At 62.5% G+C, this 16,793-nt stretch carries 15 protein-coding genes; 11 read left to right on the forward strand and 4 right to left on the reverse strand.

Annotated features, from left to right (window positions below):
• The first annotated feature begins 814 nt into the window (after positions 1-814).
• The 4 genes from ACTMTI_RS35175 to ACTMTI_RS35190 all read left to right on the forward strand — a co-directional run bounded on the left by ACTMTI_RS35175 (position 815) and on the right by ACTMTI_RS35190 (position 4,535).
• A complete protein-coding gene (locus ACTMTI_RS35175; RefSeq protein WP_441124994.1) occupies positions 815-1,873 on the forward strand; it encodes a polysaccharide biosynthesis protein in 1,059 nt (352 codons plus the stop codon).
• Between the two features lie 180 nt (positions 1,874-2,053).
• Entirely contained in the window at positions 2,054-3,259 is a 1,206-nt protein-coding gene (locus ACTMTI_RS35180) for a DegT/DnrJ/EryC1/StrS family aminotransferase (RefSeq protein ID WP_441125208.1), read from the forward strand.
• On the forward strand, positions 3,256-3,894 hold the full coding sequence (locus ACTMTI_RS35185; RefSeq protein WP_441124995.1) for a sugar transferase: 639 nt from the start codon (positions 3,256-3,258) through the stop codon (positions 3,892-3,894). Before ACTMTI_RS35180 ends, ACTMTI_RS35185 begins: the two co-directional genes overlap by 4 nt.
• On the forward strand, positions 3,891-4,535 hold the full coding sequence (locus ACTMTI_RS35190; protein ID WP_441124996.1) for an acetyltransferase: 645 nt from the start codon (positions 3,891-3,893) through the stop codon (positions 4,533-4,535). The genes ACTMTI_RS35185 and ACTMTI_RS35190 overlap by 4 nt, the downstream gene beginning before the upstream one ends.
• Before the next feature lie 63 nt (positions 4,536-4,598).
• Here ACTMTI_RS35190 and ACTMTI_RS35195 read toward each other — a convergent pair whose 3' ends face one another.
• Both ACTMTI_RS35195 and ACTMTI_RS35200 read right to left on the reverse strand, forming a co-directional pair.
• Positions 4,599-4,805 (reverse strand): IS3 family transposase, encoded by a 207-nt coding sequence (locus ACTMTI_RS35195; RefSeq protein ID WP_441124997.1) that lies wholly within the window; start codon positions 4,803-4,805, stop codon positions 4,599-4,601.
• Positions 4,802-5,179 (reverse strand): hypothetical protein, encoded by a 378-nt coding sequence (locus tag ACTMTI_RS35200; protein WP_441124998.1) that lies wholly within the window; start codon positions 5,177-5,179, stop codon positions 4,802-4,804. The genes ACTMTI_RS35195 and ACTMTI_RS35200 overlap by 4 nt, the downstream gene beginning before the upstream one ends.
• A 906-nt stretch (positions 5,180-6,085) precedes the next feature.
• Here ACTMTI_RS35200 and ACTMTI_RS35205 point away from each other — a divergent pair.
• Together ACTMTI_RS35205 and ACTMTI_RS35210 are read left to right on the forward strand one after the other, a co-directional pair.
• Entirely contained in the window at positions 6,086-6,499 is a 414-nt protein-coding gene (locus ACTMTI_RS35205) for a cupin domain-containing protein (RefSeq protein ID WP_441124999.1), read from the forward strand.
• A gap of 4 nt (positions 6,500-6,503) precedes the next feature.
• Positions 6,504-7,274 carry an NAD-dependent epimerase/dehydratase family protein gene (locus tag ACTMTI_RS35210; protein ID WP_441125000.1) on the forward strand — a complete coding sequence of 257 codons (771 nt, stop codon included), beginning with the start codon at positions 6,504-6,506 and terminating at the stop codon, positions 7,272-7,274.
• Here ACTMTI_RS35210 and ACTMTI_RS35215 read toward each other — a convergent pair.
• On the reverse strand, positions 7,198-7,944 hold the full coding sequence (locus ACTMTI_RS35215; protein WP_441125001.1) for a glycosyltransferase: 747 nt from the start codon (positions 7,942-7,944) through the stop codon (positions 7,198-7,200). The genes ACTMTI_RS35210 and ACTMTI_RS35215 overlap by 77 nt on opposite strands.
• A gap of 51 nt (positions 7,945-7,995) precedes the next feature.
• Between ACTMTI_RS35215 and gmd the strand changes: the two genes are divergently transcribed.
• The 5 genes from gmd to ACTMTI_RS35240 all read left to right on the forward strand — a co-directional run bounded on the left by gmd (position 7,996) and on the right by ACTMTI_RS35240 (position 15,292).
• Entirely contained in the window at positions 7,996-9,018 is a 1,023-nt protein-coding gene (gmd, locus tag ACTMTI_RS35220) for a GDP-mannose 4,6-dehydratase (RefSeq protein ID WP_441125002.1), read from the forward strand.
• Positions 9,015-10,256 (forward strand): class I SAM-dependent methyltransferase, encoded by a 1,242-nt coding sequence (locus tag ACTMTI_RS35225; RefSeq protein WP_441125003.1) that lies wholly within the window; start codon positions 9,015-9,017, stop codon positions 10,254-10,256. The genes gmd and ACTMTI_RS35225 overlap by 4 nt, the downstream gene beginning before the upstream one ends.
• A 3-nt stretch (positions 10,257-10,259) precedes the next feature.
• The gene (locus ACTMTI_RS35230; protein ID WP_441125004.1) at positions 10,260-11,180 is read left to right on the forward strand and encodes a GDP-mannose 4,6-dehydratase; all 921 of its coding nucleotides are present in this window, start codon (positions 10,260-10,262) and stop codon (positions 11,178-11,180) included.
• Between the two features lie 139 nt (positions 11,181-11,319).
• Positions 11,320-12,819 carry a hypothetical protein gene (locus tag ACTMTI_RS35235; protein WP_441125005.1) on the forward strand — a complete coding sequence of 500 codons (1,500 nt, stop codon included), beginning with the start codon at positions 11,320-11,322 and terminating at the stop codon, positions 12,817-12,819.
• Between the two features lie 301 nt (positions 12,820-13,120).
• On the forward strand, positions 13,121-15,292 hold the full coding sequence (locus tag ACTMTI_RS35240) for a hypothetical protein (protein ID WP_441125006.1): 2,172 nt from the start codon (positions 13,121-13,123) through the stop codon (positions 15,290-15,292).
• A 120-nt stretch (positions 15,293-15,412) separates the two neighbouring features.
• On the opposite strand, the gene ACTMTI_RS35245 is transcribed toward ACTMTI_RS35240, so the two are convergent.
• Entirely contained in the window at positions 15,413-16,672 is a 1,260-nt protein-coding gene (locus ACTMTI_RS35245) for a nucleotide sugar dehydrogenase (protein ID WP_441125007.1), read from the reverse strand.
• Positions 16,673-16,793: the final 121 nt, after the last annotated feature.

Consider the following 16,793-nt stretch of genomic DNA (forward strand, 5'->3'; position numbering starts at 1 on the left):
TGAGGTCGGGTGACCAGGGCCCGGCCCAGGTAAACCCGGCGGAGTTCACCGCCTGAGAGGTCTCTGCCGCCGGGACCGACAGGGGTCCTGGCCGTCGAGAACCTCGTGGACGGTGCGGCACACGATCTGTGGTCCGTCGATGTCGAGCAGGAGTACCACGCGGAGAGACGGCCAAGTGCCAGCGCAATGGCCGGGGCCGGCAGGGGCGGCCCCCGTGATCGCCGACATCCGGAAGGCTGGATGACAGGCGCGGGGACGAGAGGTCGCCTGCGTGCCATCTCTGAACGTCATCTTCTACGTCGACCGCACCGGCATTCCCTTGCGGTATCTGCCGCACGAGTAGACTTGTATCGCCGCGACACGCTGGGGCGCGTTGGTCATCGACGAAGCTGCCCGGCATATGGCATGGTTCACAATAGCACTGACAGTCACATGAAAAGGCTACGTCACTTCGTGTGGGCCGACAGGACGGCGGTTCCACTTGCCTGGGACAGGGTCCGAATGGACGTTCTGGGCCGGTGAGCTGATATTCGCCACGGCGCCTCCCTGTAGTTCGAGCAGGGCGATTGGGTCGTTGGCTGCTTTCCCTCCGCTGCTGTATGGCGGTAGGTTTGGCCGCCGGCCTCGCCACCGCAAATATGAATCAAGTCAGAGGTGTGTCTCCGTATGCAGGCTCATGCGTGCCAGTTGGTCAAGCCGACATCATCTCTCGTCCTTTGCCGAACCATGTCATTTCACGCTTCCTCTTCCCTGCTCGTGAAGCGCGAGGGAGCCATTGGGCCCCACGCGGCCAGTTACTCATGCAGGAGAGGACATGCTACTTGACGAAGCAGTAGGCATCACGGAGACTCGAGCCTTCTGTATTCCATCCGATATCCTCGGACGGAATCCGATAGACACCCATGTGCCGTCGAACGCCGGGTACCTCAGTGGCAAGCGAGTGCTGGTAACAGGCGCAGGTGGCTCAATAGGATCCGAATTGTGCCGGCAGCTTCATCGGCTTGGCCAAAGTCAGCTCGTCATGCTCGATCACGACGATTCGGCGCTGCATGCGGTGAGCCTGTCGATCAGTGGCCGAGGAACGCATGACGGCTCAGGGTTGGTTCTCACAGACATTCGTGACAGCGACAGCCTGATGTCGGTCTTCGTCAAGTATCAACCCCAGGTTGTGTTTCATGTGGCTGCGCTGAAGCATTTGCCCATGCTGGAGCGGTTTCCACACGAGGCGTGGAAGACGAATGTCCTGGGTACGCTCAACGTGCTCGCCGCGGCCGAGGTGGTCGGAGTCGAGCGATTCATTAACATCTCGACCGACAAGGCGGCCAACCCGACGAGTGTCCTTGGTGTTTCCAAGCGACTGGCGGAGAGGCTTACTGCGTGGAAGGCGCGCAACGCTGTTTGCGGCGCACACGTATCGGTACGGTTTGGCAACGTGCTGGGATCCCGGGGGTCAGTTCTTCACGCCTTTACGGCACAGATTTCGGCTGGCGGGCCGGTACGAGTCACGCATCCAGACGTGACTCGGTTCTTGATGACGATCCACGAGGCCTGCCGGCTCGTCATTCACGCGGGCGCGATCGTTCGGAACGGTGAGGGCGTGGCTCTGGTCCTCGATGTAGGCAAACCAGTGCGGATAGCCGATATAGCGCGCCAGATGATCGAAGCCTCGGGAAAACCGATCGAAATCGTCTACACCGGTCTGCAACCTGGTGAGAAGCTCCATGAGGACCTCCTCGGCAAAGACGAGCGCGACGAGCGGCCCTCCCACCCGTTGATCATCCAAGTCGCCGTGCCCCCCATGGCCCCCGATGAGCTCGACCCCATTGCGTGGTACTTGAGCGACGAACTTCCGGAGCTCGTCTGCCATACCTGAGCCGATCTGCAGAGGCGGAATGCCAGGTGGACGGGCCGAAGCCGGAAAGGCGCGCCATGGCGGTGAGATGAGCGGGGGCGGTGGGCGATGAACTGGGGGAACACTCCTGGGACACCGACGTCGAAGGAGACGATGGAGTCCGGCACCACTGGGAAGGCCGTTCGGCGGTCTGCACAGGGGATGCGTTCGAAAGATCGCGAGCCCGGTGGACAGAGGGAACGGCGGGAGGTGAGGCCGGAACCCGCTCATACTGGCCGCATCCACCTTTCAGCTCCACGCATCGGCGATCTCGAGGAGAAGTATGTTCTCGAGGCAATGCGATCGGGATGGGTTGCACCGGCAGGTCCCGATGTGGAGGCCTTCGAGCAAGAGGTCGCGACGTGGGTGGGAGTCCGGCATGGGATTGCCCTCAACTCGGGCACGGCGGCGCTGCACCTCGCGCTGGTGTCGTGGGGCATAGGTCCCGGCGATGTGGTCGTGACTTCCACGATGACGTTCGCCGCGACGGCGAATGCGATCGTCTATACCGGCGCGGAGCCGTACTTCGTTGATTGCGAGGCCGAAAGCGGCAATATCGCTCCTGATCTGCTCGAGACCGCTCTGCGGTCTCTGCGGTCTGCCGGCGAGCGCGTGGTGGCGATCGTCCCGGTGGATTTGTTCGGAAGATGTGCCGACTACGGGGCGGTCGAGGCGCTTGCTGCCGAATATGAGATGCCGGTGTTGGCGGACGCGACCGAAGCACTGGGCTCCTCCTATCGCGGGCGGCAGGCCGGTTCCTTTGGGCACGCGGCTGCACTGTCGTTCAACGGCAACAAGATCATGACGACATCTGCCGGCGGAATGCTCTTGACTGACGATCGGGAAATGGCCGAGCGCGTCCATTACCTGGCATCGCAGGCGCGTCAGCCCGTGCTGCACTACGAACACACCGACGTTGGCTACAACTACCGCCTGTCCAACCTGCTGGCCGCGCTGGGCAGGGCACAGTTGCTGAGACTCGACGAGATGCTGGCCTGGCGTCGGCAGTGGCGAGAGCTGTATCGCGAACTATTCGCGGATCTCGATGGGGTCAGCATCCTTGGCGGTGCCGACGATCGTGCGGACAACTGCTGGCTGACGGCGGTCGTCGTCGACCCCGACCGAGCAGGTTGGGCGGTGGCTGATCTCCTCGGGAGGCTGAAGGCAGATGATATCGAAGCTCGCCCGATGTGGAAGCCGATGCATCTGCAACCGGTCTTTGCGGGGCGAAGAGCTCAGACGGACGGAACCGCGCAGCGGCTCTTCGAAACCGGACTCGTCCTGCCAAGCGGATCGGGAGCCCTGGCGGGGGAGAGGGCGAGGGTTGCCACGTGCATTCGCCGGCTTCTTGCGGAACGCAAGCAGTGAGGCGTTTCCGCGAGTCGTGCCGCGACGCCGTCAAGCGGACGATCGACGTGCTCGTCGCTCTGACGGCCTTGTTGCTCACGGCTCCGCTGCTCTTGCTGACTGCTGTACTGGTCGCCCGATGGCTAGGACGACCAGTGTTGTTCCGGCAAGCACGGTCCGGTCTTGGCGACAGACCATTCACGCTGATCAAGTTCCGTACGATGTGTGATCCTGACCCTGCTCGGGGCCTGGTGTGCGACGCGGACCGGTTGACATCATTCGGCCAGAAGCTGCGTAGGAGCAGCCTGGACGAGCTGCCGAATCTGTGGAACGTGCTCAAGGGCGATATGAGTGTGGTTGGTCCTCGTCCACTGCCCGTTCGCTACCTGGATTTGTATACCCCCGAGCAGGCAAGACGACACGAGGTGCGGCCGGGCCTGACCGGGCTGGCTCAGGTACGGGGCCGGAACTTGCTGTCGTGGGAACAGAAGTTGGCCTACGACGTGGAATATGTGCAGCGCCGCTCCATTGCGATGGACCTGTGGATCATATTCGCAACCGTGGCCGTCATCCTGCGGCGGGACGGCGTTTCGGCCCCGGACGAGGCGACCGTGCCAGAGTTCACAGGCACCGAGGTAACAGGGAGGACGCAGTGAAAAGGCCGTTGGTGGTCGTCGGCGCTGGTGGGCTCGGCAGGCCAACCATCGACGTCGTCGAGGCCGTGAATGCCGCATGTGGGATGACGCGCCACGATCTGCTCGGCGTGGTTGACGACGGACCAAGCGAGGTCAATCTCAAACGGCTGGCACGTCGGCAGATTGCTTGTCTCGGAACGGTCGATGAGTGGCTGGCTCGGGGGCAGGACGCGGACTATGTGCTCGGCATCGGGGCCCCGAGTGTTCGTGCACAGCTTGGCCGGCGATTCGCCGATGCAGGGTATCGTGCCGCGACGCTGGTGCACCCGCGTGCCACGGTGGGCTCCATGGTGTCGATCGCCGAGGGCAGCGTGATCTGCGCTGGTGTGATCATGACCACGAACATCTCGCTCGGTCGACATGTGTGCCTCAACCTCAACGTCACGGTTGGCCACGACTCCTCGATCGAAGATCATGTGGTGGTCAATCCCGCGGCGGCGATCTCCGGGGACTGCCGGATAGGGCAAGGTGCTCTGATCGGGACAGGGGCAGTGGTGCTGCAGGGGCTGACCGTGGGCGAGAGCAGCATCGTGGGGGCGTCGGCCTGCGTTGTCCGCGACGTGCCACCCGGCACCGTCGTGAAAGGGGTACCAGCACGGTGAGGACGAATCTGTGAGCGCGGGTGGTGTAATCGACGTCCCACACTTGGGGGTCGATTTCGCCACCTACTCAAGAAGGAACAGGTAACGGTCCTGCGAACCATCCCTCCAGCACTTCTGAGGGTGGGCGATATCGCAACCCAGGGTGAAGCCCCGCCGGTTATAGAATCCCTCGATACATTTGATCGCTTCGCACCGCGCCTCGGCATGCGTGGCAAACGCCCGGTGATGCACCATCTCCGTCTTCAACTTACCGAAGAACGATTCCGTCATCGCATCCTCGAAAAAACTCCTGGTGCGCCCGATGGATTGCCTGATGTAGTACTTGCCGAGTGTCTCACCGAACTCGATCGACGTGTATTGCTTGGGTTAGAATGAAAGATCGCCCCATCGGACATCTCAATGCGGGCCGCGGCCATATCGATGGCCGCACACACCAAGCTCGCCGGATATCGTGCGTTCAGCGCCCAGCCAATCACGCTCTTGCTGAAACAGTCGATAACCGAAAGCGCACCCTCACCCGTATCGATCTGCGTGATGTCACCGATCATCTTCTGGCCGGGCACGTCAGCGCTGAAGTTGCGTCGTACCAGGTCGGAACCGACGTCGTCGCGGTAGTACGCCGAGTCGGCGAGCTGCGGCAGCACGTCCGCTGCCCGGGAGCGGCCGGCGGTGTGAACAGTGCCGTAGCCAGCACGTTCAGCGAATCGGAGTTAGACGGGGCGTGCACGCCGTCGAAGAACTTGTCCATTCCACCGCGGCGCAGCAGGCCCAGGTCGTCGACGCTGCTGTCGCCGCACGTCATCGCGGCCGCGTTGGGGGCGAACTTCGCCGCCGCGTTCGCCCCTCGCCGTCGGCGAGGGCCACATACTTAGCGACCAGGCCGTCCAGCCTGCTCCGCTCGGCCAAGCGCATCGCTGACACCAGCCCGACATGACCGATCATGTGCTCAACGTCGAAGATCGCATCGGTCTTGCGCGAGGCGTGAAAGAGCAGCACCTGCGAGGTGCCTTTCCGAACCGGATGATTGGATCGTGAAGAACTCCAATCATCCCAGCCCAGAGGGCATCTCGCTGCTCTTCCCGGCACCCGCATCAGGTTTCAAGCCATGGATTCGGGCTCAGCGATCAGAAAGATATAACAAACCTTGCCTTCGGAGTTATCCATTAAAAGTCGAGGATATGGTAATGGCGACCCGACGGTGCTCGCGTTGACCATCGCATATGTAGTGGAGTGTGTCGACAAGGAACTCGGAGCGATTCTGGGCAGACCGGCAGTCGCCTGCAAGAGAGGTCGGTATATCTGTATATCGATATCTACTTCCTTCCAGCAGGCTGAAGTCGGTGCAATGCCGACTGGCGGAGACCGCCAGGAGATGACACTCGTAAGGCCTCTCCTTCGAATTCGACACAGTCGTCTGGTTCCCACTGATGTGCACTATCCCGGTCCGGGTGACCAGCAATCCGCAGTGACCGGCAGCCTGGACTGTGCCGGGCTCCCGATGGCGGACTATTGGCCTGTGAAAGCGATGCGGACAATCTACGGAGATAACTGTGAAGATTGACGTCCTTGCACCATCATGTAATCTATCTACCATTCGAGACGGGCGGGGTGGCATTTTCACTTGGGTGCCGCCCGAGCCCATCGTGGAGATCAATCTCCTGGTGATGCATCCGGGAAAAGTGCGAGGACTGCACTATCACCCGCATTTCGTGGAGTATCTACTGTTCATTGATGGCCAAGGTGCCCTGGTGACCAAGGACGACTTCGACGATCCCGACTGTCCTGAGGAATTCATCCATGTATCGCGTGGGGTGTGCACGCGAACTCCTGCCGGGGTCATGCACACCGTCTATGCCGTCACGACTCTCACCTTCGTCGCGATGCTGACCCGGCAGTGGGACCTGTGTGATCCGCCGTTGGTTCAGGTCGAGCCGTTGCCGCACACCCTCGAAGAGAGGAGGTGAGCCGATGGCACGGATTGCCGTGCTCGGTGCACGCGGCTTCGTAGGCGCGGCGCTCACTACCGCTCTACGTGGCGTCGGCCACGAGGTGGCGGCGGTGACTCGGAGCACCTACGCGGACCATCACCGGACGGGGTCGTACGACGTACTGGTCAACGCCGCCTGCCCGTCGCGACGGTACTGGGCCGAGCACAATCCACTGGACGATCACGACGAGACTGTGCGCAAGACTCAGGAACTCCTCCAAGACTGGAGTTGGACATTGTTTGTCCAGGTCAGCAGCATGTCAGCGAGGGTGCAGCCAGATACCGTCTATGGCCGCAACCGGGCGCTCGCCGAGCAGGCGTGCGAGACGGCGGGGGCACTGATCGTACGACTCGGCCCGATGTACGGCGCCGGGCTTACCAAGGGCTCTCTCATCGACATGCTGCATGACCAGCCGGTGTACGCACGCGGGGATTCGCTGCAAAGCTTCGCTCCGGTGGAGTGGTGTGCGAAGTGGATAGCGGACCACCTCGACCAGAAAGGCGTGTGGGAAATCGGCGCCCGGACCTCGATCACACTGCGCGAGGTCCGGGACGCGATCGGCTCCCGGTCCGTCTTCGCCACGAACAGGCGGGACGATCAGTATCCCGCGCTGAACCCTGCCGAGCCCGACTGGCCAGTGGCCGCCGATGTGGTGCCCTGGCTGCGTGCGAAGCTCACCGGCGGATCCGGAGGCGGCCAGGAGTCAGCATCTTCCGGCCCAACAGGAAGAACAGAAAGCGCACGCTGGTAGCCACCTCGCGCGAGTCCATCTTCGAGGCTCCGAAGGTACGGCCAGGCAGGTGGATCGGGATCTGGCGGATGGGGAAGCGGTTGACATGCAGGACGAAGAGACTCTCGAAGAAGAACGAGTAGCCCTGGGAACGCACCAGAGCGAAAGTCTCCCGCGGGATGTCGCCGAGCCGGTAGAAGCGGAACGCGGTGGTGGCGTCGTACGGCATGCCGAGCAACGCGACCGTGACGGCATGACCCAGATGGGTCAGCATCTTCCGGCCGGCGCTCCAGCCTGGAAGGCTGCCCCGCTTGAGATAGCGCGAGCCGACCACCACGGTTGCGTCCTCGCAAGTAACTTCAAGAAGTTTCGAGAGGTACTCGGGCGGGTGGGCGAAGTCCGCGTCCATCGTGATCAGCCATTCGTATCCACGTTCGTAAGCCCAGGCGATACCGGCCTGGTGCGCGGAGCCGATGCCGGCCTTGCCCTTTCTATGGAGCACCATGATCCGGGGGTGTCGCTCGGCAAGTTTGTCGAGCACGCTGCCGGTGCCGTCGGGAGAGTCGTCGTCCAGGAAGAGCAGATCGCAGTCGAGTCCTTGCTCGAGGATGGCGTTCGTGAGCGGCTCGACGTTCTCTCGCTCGTTATAGGTGGGAATGAAGATCAGGCAGCTTACTGGATTCACCTTCATAGCTCTCACTTTGCCGGGTCTATACAATAAGCATGAATTGTTGGAAAGAAAATGAAAAAGGCTCTGATTACCGGAATTACTGGTCAAGACGGATCATATCTCGCAGAACTACTCGTAGAGCAAGGCTATGAAGTACATGGAATAGTACGGCGTGCGTCAAATTTCAATACCCATAGAATTGATCACATATACCATGATTCGGACAAGAGTCGGATTTTGCGCCTGTACTACGGTGATCTGACCGACTCGAGCAGCCTCAACCGGATCCTGGAACAAGCCGCTCCGGACGAGATATACAACCTAGGCGCTCAATCCCACGTCCATATTTCCTTTCAGATGCCGGACTTCACCACTGAGGCGAATGCAGTAGGCACGCTTCGGATCCTGGATGCCATCAAGGAAGTGGGAATATCGCCGCGTTTCTATCAGGCATCATCCTCCGAGCTCTTCGGCGGGCTGGGCAACACCATGCAATCCGAGAGCACACCCTTCTATCCGCGTTCCCCGTATGCGTGCGCCAAGCTGTACGCGTACTGGATCACCGTGAACTACCGTGAGGCGTACGGATTGTTCGCCTGCAACGGCATCCTGTTCAATCATGAGTCGCCGCGTCGCGGCGAGGTCTTCATCACCCGCAAGGTCAGCCGGGCGGTAGCGAGGGTCACCCGCGGAAAGCAGGACCGGCTCTACGTCGGCAACCTGAACGCGCGCCGCGATTGGGGTTACGCCAAAGAGTACGTCCATGCCATGTGGCTCATGCTCCAGCAACCTGCGCCGGACGACTACGTCGTGGCCACCGGTGAGACCCACTCGGTTCGCGAGCTGTGTGAGGCCGCCTTCGCGCATGTCGGCATCGACCTCGTGTGGAGGGGCGAGGGCGTCGATGAGCGGGGGATCGACCGCCGGACCGGCAAGGTCCTCGTCGAGGTCGATCCGAAATATTTCCGCCCCACCGAAGTGGACTTCCTCGCGGGGGACGCGAGCAAGGCACGCAAGAAGCTCAACTGGGAGCCCAAGACTCGCTTCAACGAGCTGGTCAGTCTGATGGTGGAACACGATTTGAGGCAAGAATGACACACAACGCAATCGATCAGTGCCGCATCTGCGGCAACGGGGAACTGGTGCCGGTACTCGACCTGGGCTGGCAGGCCCTTACCGGGGCTTTTCCCCGCACCAGGGGCGAGCACGTACCGGCGGTTCCCCTCGAATTGATCGTCTGCTCGCCGGCGGGTTGTGGCCTGGTCCAGCTCCGGCACACCACTGACCTCGGACTCATGTATGGCGAGCAATACGGCTACAGGTCCGGCTTGAACCAGTCGATGGTGCAGCACCTGCACCAGAAGGTCGCCGAGATCACCTCGATGGTCGCGCTCGGCTCCGGCGACCTGGTGCTCGACATCGGCAGTAACGACTCCACTCTGCTACGCGCATACCCGGAGGACGGTCCAGAGCTCGTGGGGATCGACCCGACGGGCATCAAATTCCGCCCGTGGTACCCCCCGCATGTGGGGCTGATCACCGAATTCTTCACCAAGGATGTCTTCAACCGCGCGTACGGTTCCCGGCGCGCCAAGGTGGTCACCTCGATCGCGATGTTCTACGACCTGCCGGACCCTCTCCGCTTCATGCGCGATGTGAGAGACGTGCTGGCCGAGGACGGCATTTGGCTGACGGAGCAGAGCTATTTGCCCGCGATGCTGGCGAGTACCGCCTACGACGTGGTGTGCCACGAGCATCTGAACTATTACGCCCTGCGCCAGATCGAGTGGATGGCCGAACGGGCCGGGCTGACGGTGGTGCATGGCGAGATCACCGACATTTACGGGGGAAGCCTCAGCCTCATCCTCACTCCGAGCCCGTCCCGCTATCCAGTGGACGAATCCGGGCTGGCTCGCATTCGCGCGAGCGAGGCCGAACTCGGCCTTGGCACTCTGGCTCCGTACCAGGACTTCGCACGTCGCGCTCGCGACCATCGCGACGTGCTGCGCGACTTCCTCGATGCCTCCCGCAAGGACGACAAGCTGACCCTCGGATACGGCGCATCCACCAAGGGCAACGTAGTTCTGCAGTTCTGCGGTCTGAGCGAGGCGGACCTGCCCTGCATAGCGGAGGTCAACGACGACAAATACGGCCGCTTCACGCCGGGCACCGCAATCCCCATCGTCTCGGAGAGCGAGGCCCGAGCTCGACGCCCCGACCAGTTCCTGGTCCTTCCATGGATCTACCGCGCCAATATCGTCGAGCGGGAGCGTGACTTCTTGGCTAGTGGTGGGCGATTGGTGTTCCCGTTGCCCGAGTTGACGGTGGTGTGATCCATGTCAAGGTCGGTCGTCATCGGAGCAGGAGGGCAAGACGGCACGCTCTTGTGCAAGTTGCTCGCGGCACGCGGCGACGATGTCACTCCGGTCGGCCGTCAGGGCCCCGATATCACCTCCCCGGAGGAGGTGACCGACCTGGTACGCAAGGCACGGCCGGACGAGATTTACCTGCTGGCGGCAGTGCAGCACTCCTCGCAAGGAGTTCCGGGCGACCCCGCCGGGCTCGCCCGGCGATCGTACGAGGTCAACGCCTTGCCTGTGGTGTTCTTCGCCGAGGCGATCCGCCGGCAATCGCCGCACACCCGGCTCTTCTATGCCGCCTCGTCGCACGTGTTCGGCGAGCCGACGCAGCCGATACAGGACGAGTCCACCCCGTTGCGGCCGACATCGGTGTACGGGATCACCAAGGCCGCAGGCCTGCTGCATTGCCGCGCCTACCGGGAGAGCGGGTTGTTCATCTCCGCGGGGATCCTCTATAACCATGAGTCGCCACTGCGGCGCCCAGGGTTCGTGACCCGCAAGATCGTGCAAGCGGCCGCCCGGATCCAGCGCGAGGGCGACGGCCAGGTGACGCTGGGTCGGCTTTCTGCGGTTGTGGACTGGGGGTACGCCCCCGACTATGTGGCAGCGATGGCCGAGATTCTGGCAGCCTCGGAGCCCGGTGACTTCATTGTCGCCTCCGGCCAGGGCCACACGGTGGCTCAGTTCGCCCAGACCGCGTTCGCGCTGGCTGGGCTCGACTGGTCGCGGCACGTGCGCGAAGACCCCAGTGTGCTCACGCGCGGCGGCACAACACTGATCGGCAATCCAGCGAAGCTCCGCCAGGTCACCGGCTGGCGCCCGACCGTCGACTTCACCGGAATGATCCGTAAGCTGCTCGACGCGGAGGGAGTGACTCACGCCTTATCGGACACCTGACCTTAAGCGGGAGCCACCGGCACGTGATGCCGGGACTCCAGGGGCAGGTTCCTGTAGCGGCAGCGATGTTCAATGCCGGAGACGAGAAGGCTCTCCCGTTGTGGATAGCCGGCTTCGGCAAGCGCGAATGGGCGCGTCCATGAAGACAAAAGTTGTGGATCAAATTATGCGTAGTCGTCTCGTGAATCGAGTGCGTCGGGGGAAATCGTCGGGTGACTTGAGAGCCGATAGCTCTGCCATCGCCCCTCCTCAATCACTCCTGCTTACTGCTGTATGTGCACCGATCGTCCTCGTGGTCACCGCCGCCGTGCTGATACGTGTGGCGGTCATGCTTGGTTATCAACGAGCATTCTGGTACGGAGATTCAGCCGACTACGTGCACCATGCACTGCAGATCGTTCCTAACCCCATAAGACCTCTGGGCTATTCAGCCTTCCTTCGGATGCTGTTGCCCTTTCATAGCAATGTTCTCGTAGCAGCGACCCAACATGCCATGGGAATCGGTATCGGCATCTTGGTCTATGTCTTGCTCCGCCGATGGCAGGTGCGCCCGATGCTGGCAGTGGTGGCTGCCCTTCCGGTTCTCTTCGATGCTCGCCAGCTTGGGTTGGAGCATTCCCTGCTCAGCGAAACGCTGTTCACAGGCTGTTTGATCGGTGCTGTCGCCGCCGCCCTTTGGCGGCATCGACCTACAGCGCCAACGGCAGCATTGGCGGGAGTGCTACTCGGCGCCGCTACGCTCACCAGATCGATAGCGCTGCCACTGGTGGCGCTTTACCTGCTGATCCTACTAGTGCAGAGAGCCAGGCTCCGCACGTTGCTTGTGGCCATGGCGAGTTGCCTCGCACCGCTCTTTGCCTATGGTCTGTGGTTTCAGGCACACCACGGTGCGTTCGCCGTCACCACGAGCGACGGGCTAATCCTCTGGTCGCGCACCATGTCGTTCGCCGACTGCGCCAAGATACGTCCCCCGGCCGATCTCGTCCCACTATGCCCACCGGAATCACTCCGCGCCATAGATGCCTGGCCAGGAGTTTACATAACACGTCCTAATGCCTGGTTGTACGCCACGGAAGGCCATCCGTTCAGCCCGGACAACAATTCCCTTGCGCGACAGTTCGCCCTGCGCGCCATCGTTGCTCAGCCTGTGGACTACGCCCTGACAGTGGCACGCGACTTGGCGACCCACATCTTTCTCATGGGGCATCCGCCTGCCGCCTTCCTGACTGCCGGCTCCGGAGGTGAGGGAGTCCCACCGCAGGCTATGGACATTGCGGCAACGTATGGTTATGGGGGTGCGCCCGCCGAGATCCCAGCTTTCACCAGGTTTCTCGAATGGTACGAGCATCGGATCTACCTGTCCGGGCCGGTCCTGCTCGCGTTGATTGCGATACCCGTGGTGTTCGCACTGCGCTACAAACGTCTACCAGTACGGTTGCTACTACCGTGGACGGCGGCAGTTGCACTCGTGGTGCTCGCGACAGGTATGAACCAGGCCGACTACCGCTATGTTCAACCCGCAATCCCCCTAGCGTGCGTGGCAATGGCCTACGCTGTGGCCCGCGCCAAAGCCCTGCGCACCGCGCCAACCAGCCGCACGACGCCTGGCACTCGCACTCATGCAGAGGCCACTTCTTGACCCTCTGCTCTGAACCGTGGGTTCGTGAACCGGTATTTCTGTGTCATAGGCAATGCTCGCTCATGACCCTGTTAGAGAATGGCAAGGACTCTGCCCAGTGGCGGGCGCCTGAACTCATGATGATCGCTAGTAGAGCCAGACTCAGTCTATGTCAATTTCTCAACAAGGATATGCGCGTGGATCGCTGAGGAACATTAGACCGATCTCGCTTCTCGGGCGGAGGCAATATTCCGTCCGCTCGTGGACACGGCGTGCGTTCGCATGGCTGCCGGGAGTGCTAACAGCTGGCTTCACCGCGGCCGTGCTCAATCGTTATGGCGTTTCCGTCTCAGATCTGGCTTTCTACAGCGCGTATCTTATGCTGTGCCTCGCGCTTCCGGGCCTCCTGCTGATCCGTGCTCTCTACAGCGGCACGCGCACCCTGGCAGAGGAGTTGGCGCTGGGCCTGACGCTCGGACTCGCTGTGGAATTGGCGGCCTACATTGCGGCGAGGGCGGCGGGATTCCCGTATCTCGTCCTGGCGTGGCCGATTGCCGCATTCGCCAGCTTCCTCGTCGTGCCCCGGCTCCGTGTGCACTGGAAGGCCAACCCCAGGCCGTCCGCACCAGTTTGGTGGTCATGGGCGCTCGCGCTGATCGTCTGCTATCTGGTCGCCAACAGTGCCCACAACCACTTCAGCGCCGGACCGCTCACCTGGCCTGCACTGACGAAGTATCCTGTCGACGCGCCTTTTCACCTGAGCCTCATCGGTGAATTGAAACATCACATGCCACCGATGGGCGCCGCGGTTGCCGGCGAACCGCTTTCCTACCACTGGTTCGTCTACGCGCACTTGGCCGCCGCCAGCTGGATCAGCGGATTGGAACCGCTGGTACTGCTGCTCCGTCTGGGCATGCTTCCCATGCTGGCCGCGTTCGTCGTCCTGGTCGCGATGCTCGCACGGCGGATAATGGACTCGTGGAAGGGCGCCGTGCTCGCCGTCGCGGTCACGCTCGCCCTGGGTGCCCCCCGCTTGTTTCTCGGTTCGTTCGCGACTTTCACCTGGGGCGGGATCCACGATGCCGCGTGGGGAAGCCCGACGTTCACCTTTGCGGCGCTACTGTTCGCGCCGGTTGTGCTTATCGCGCTCGACCTGCACGGGCCGCACAGGCACGACCCTGCGATATGGCTCCTCCTGGGAGTTTTTCTCATGGCGGTGATGGGTGCCAAAGCCACGTGTCTCCCCATGCTCGTCGCCGGACTGGTGGCGGTGGCAGCAGTGGCGCGGTGGAGACGGCGCCGACTGGTGTGGCCCACGCTCGCCGCGCTCCTCATGGCCGGCGTGTGCCTCCTCTTCGCGCAGTTCATGCTGTTCGGCGGGGCTCGACAGGGGCTGCTCATCGCGCCTTTCTCATACATGGGCACGATTTGGCGAGACCTGACCGACACGCCAGCGGACTCTTATCCGCCTCCGCTGTCTTTGCTCGGGGTCGCAGCGGTATACCTACTGGCGTGGGCTGTCACATGGAGCCCGGTCCTCGGCCTGTTGAGTCGTCCGAGACTGCTCATCCGCACCGATGTGGTGTTCATGCTCGGCATAGCCGCCGCGGGCCTCGGTTCCGTGGTCATGTTCGATCATCCGGGCAGGAGCCAGGTCTACTTCCTGTGGGCGTCCTATCCCTACCTCGCGATCGTGGCCGTGTTCGGGGGCCTCGTCATTCTGCGGCGAGCACGTGTGCCGATCCGCACGGCCCTGTACGCCATGGGGATAGGACTGGTCGGTGCCTACGCCATTCCCATCCTGTGGGGCGTTCGATCGCCGCTCGATCCTGGCCGACTGGCCATCGTCCTCTACTGGCCGTACCTCACGCTGGCGGTTCTCGTCGGAATAGGGGCCACCGTCCTGGTGGCTGCGGGGTGGGGGTTGCGCGGATGGGCTCTGGTGATCTCGGCGATGGCCGCCATCGGTCTGCCTGCTGCCCACCACGCACGTGTTCTCTCCCACTTGTCACGCAGTGGCGAGGAGTCGTCCGCCTCGGCGGCGCAGGCTGCGGCGATTCCGCAAGGCGCGCTCTCAGTGGCACGATGGGTGCGCAGCCACTCGGCGCCTGATGATCTGGTGGCCACGAACGTGCACTGCCGCTGGGGCTTCGAGAAGCCGTGCGACAGCCACCACACCTGGATGTCTGCGCTGGCCGAGCGGCGCATGCTCGTCGAAGGGTGGGCATACACGGCGAAGAATTTGGATCGCTGGAAGCAAGGACAGTTGGCGAAGCACCAGCCCTTCTGGGATCGGGAACGATTCGGGGCGAATGAAGCGGCCTTCCTGGCGCCGTCACAGGCTACGATCCAGCGGTTGCGAGAGCAGTACGGGGTGCGGTGGCTCCTCGTGGACGAACGCCGCCTGCCCCCTTCCTCCCGGCTTGGGGAGTTCGCTGAGCTGAAGTACCGTGCCGGCGACTACGCCGCTTTCCGGCTCCCCGCACCAGCCTGAGTAGTCGTGCGAGCCACGACGTTGCAGTGACATTTCGGTTCACGGCGTTCATCATGGACGCGCTAGACGAGATGAGCCTGACGCAGCCGCACGACTGAGACCAGGTTTGCGGCGATCGGGTCAGAGCCGTTCGACATTGGGCCCCCGGCAGCGGTTGCGCGTGTCGAAGACGAACGGGCTCACGTGCTCGATCATCTCGTAGTCGAAGCAGTCGTGGTCGGTGAGGACGACGACAGCGTCAGCCTGCTCGAATTCGCGGCGACTTGCCTCGATGAGCTTGATGTTCGGCGGGGCCAAGAAGCCTTTCACGTACGGGTCGGCGGCTCGTACTTGGGCGCCCAGCTTGGAGAGCGACCTGGCCACCTCCATCGCGGGGGACTCACGGCAGTCTCCTGCGTTCTTCTTGTAGGCGAGTCCGAGCAGGACCAGCCGGCTGCCCTTGATCGGCTTGGCACGTCTGTTCAGCGCCATGGCCAGCCGCCGTATGACATGCTCCGGCATGCCCCTATTGATGTCGTTGGCCAGCTCAACGAACCGGAAATTGTGTCCCAGGCCGCGCTTGACCGCCCACGACAGGTACGACGGGTCGATCGGCAGGCAGTGCCCGCCGACGCCGGGGCCCGGTGTGAAACGCATGAAACCGAATGGTTTGGTGGAGGCGGCGTCGATCGCCTCCCAGACGTCGATCCCGAGCTGCTGCGCGAAGATGGACAGCTCATTCACCAGGGCGATGTTGACGTGTCTGAAGGTGTTCTCCAAGAGCTTGCACAGCTCGGCCACCTGGGGGGAGGAGACGGGAACGACGTCCCGGACGATCTGCCGGTAGAACGTCTCGATCTTCTTGAGCGAATATTCGTCGATGCCCGATACGACCTTCGGCGTGTTCTCCAGCCGCCACCGTGAGTTCCCCGGGTCGATGCGCTCCGGGCTGTAGCCAAGAAAGAAGCCATCGGGCGCGCGCAGTCCGGAGCCCTTCTCCAGGATCGGGAGAAGATACTCCTCGGTGGTGCCGGGGTAGGTGGTGGACTCCAGGACCACTGTGGATCCTCGCTTGATCAGCGGCGCGATGGAACGACCTGCCGAGGCGATATGACGCAGATCCGGAGCTTCCTCGAGCAGAGGAGTCGGAACAGTGATCAGGCAGATGTCGAAGTCCTTGGCATCGGCGTAGTCGGTGCTGGCCATGTAACGGCCCCAGCGCAGAGCGGCCTTCACCTGGTCGTCAACGATGTCCTCGACATAGGACTCGCCGGCGTTCAACCGCTTGACGCGCCACTCGTCCACGTCGATCCCTACGACGTCGAATCCCGCATCGACGCCACGCATCGCCAGCGGCAGGCCAACGTAACCTTGGCCGACGACCACCAGTTTTTCTCTCATATCGGACCCCCGTCACCTCGAGATGAGATATCACTGACTGTAAGCGCAAGGTGTCCTCATATCGCCCATTTCAGCGCCACCTTTTGCGTGTCGATTCCAAACCGCCCCAACGAGCAGACCA

This window comes from Nonomuraea sp. H19 (genome assembly GCF_052068215.1).
Lineage (GTDB): Bacteria > Actinomycetota > Actinomycetes > Streptosporangiales > Streptosporangiaceae > Nonomuraea.

Coding starts and splice junctions, on each gene's coding strand:
- ACTMTI_RS35175 (WP_441124994.1), top strand. CDS start 815: ATGCTACTTGACGAAGCAGTAGGCATCACGGAGACTCGAGCCTTCTGT.
- ACTMTI_RS35180 (WP_441125208.1), top strand. CDS start 2,054: ATGCGTTCGAAAGATCGCGAGCCCGGTGGACAGAGGGAACGGCGGGAG.
- ACTMTI_RS35195 (WP_441124997.1), bottom strand. CDS start 4,805: ATGACGGAATCGTTCTTCGGTAAGTTGAAGACGGAGATGGTGCATCAC.
- ACTMTI_RS35210 (WP_441125000.1), top strand. CDS start 6,504: ATGGCACGGATTGCCGTGCTCGGTGCACGCGGCTTCGTAGGCGCGGCG.
- ACTMTI_RS35215 (WP_441125001.1), bottom strand. CDS start 7,944: ATGAAGGTGAATCCAGTAAGCTGCCTGATCTTCATTCCCACCTATAAC.
- gmd (WP_441125002.1), top strand. CDS start 7,996: ATGAAAAAGGCTCTGATTACCGGAATTACTGGTCAAGACGGATCATAT.
- ACTMTI_RS35225 (WP_441125003.1), top strand. CDS start 9,015: ATGACACACAACGCAATCGATCAGTGCCGCATCTGCGGCAACGGGGAA.
- ACTMTI_RS35230 (WP_441125004.1), top strand. CDS start 10,260: ATGTCAAGGTCGGTCGTCATCGGAGCAGGAGGGCAAGACGGCACGCTC.
- ACTMTI_RS35235 (WP_441125005.1), top strand. CDS start 11,320: ATGAAGACAAAAGTTGTGGATCAAATTATGCGTAGTCGTCTCGTGAAT.
- ACTMTI_RS35245 (WP_441125007.1), bottom strand. CDS start 16,672: ATGAGAGAAAAACTGGTGGTCGTCGGCCAAGGTTACGTTGGCCTGCCG.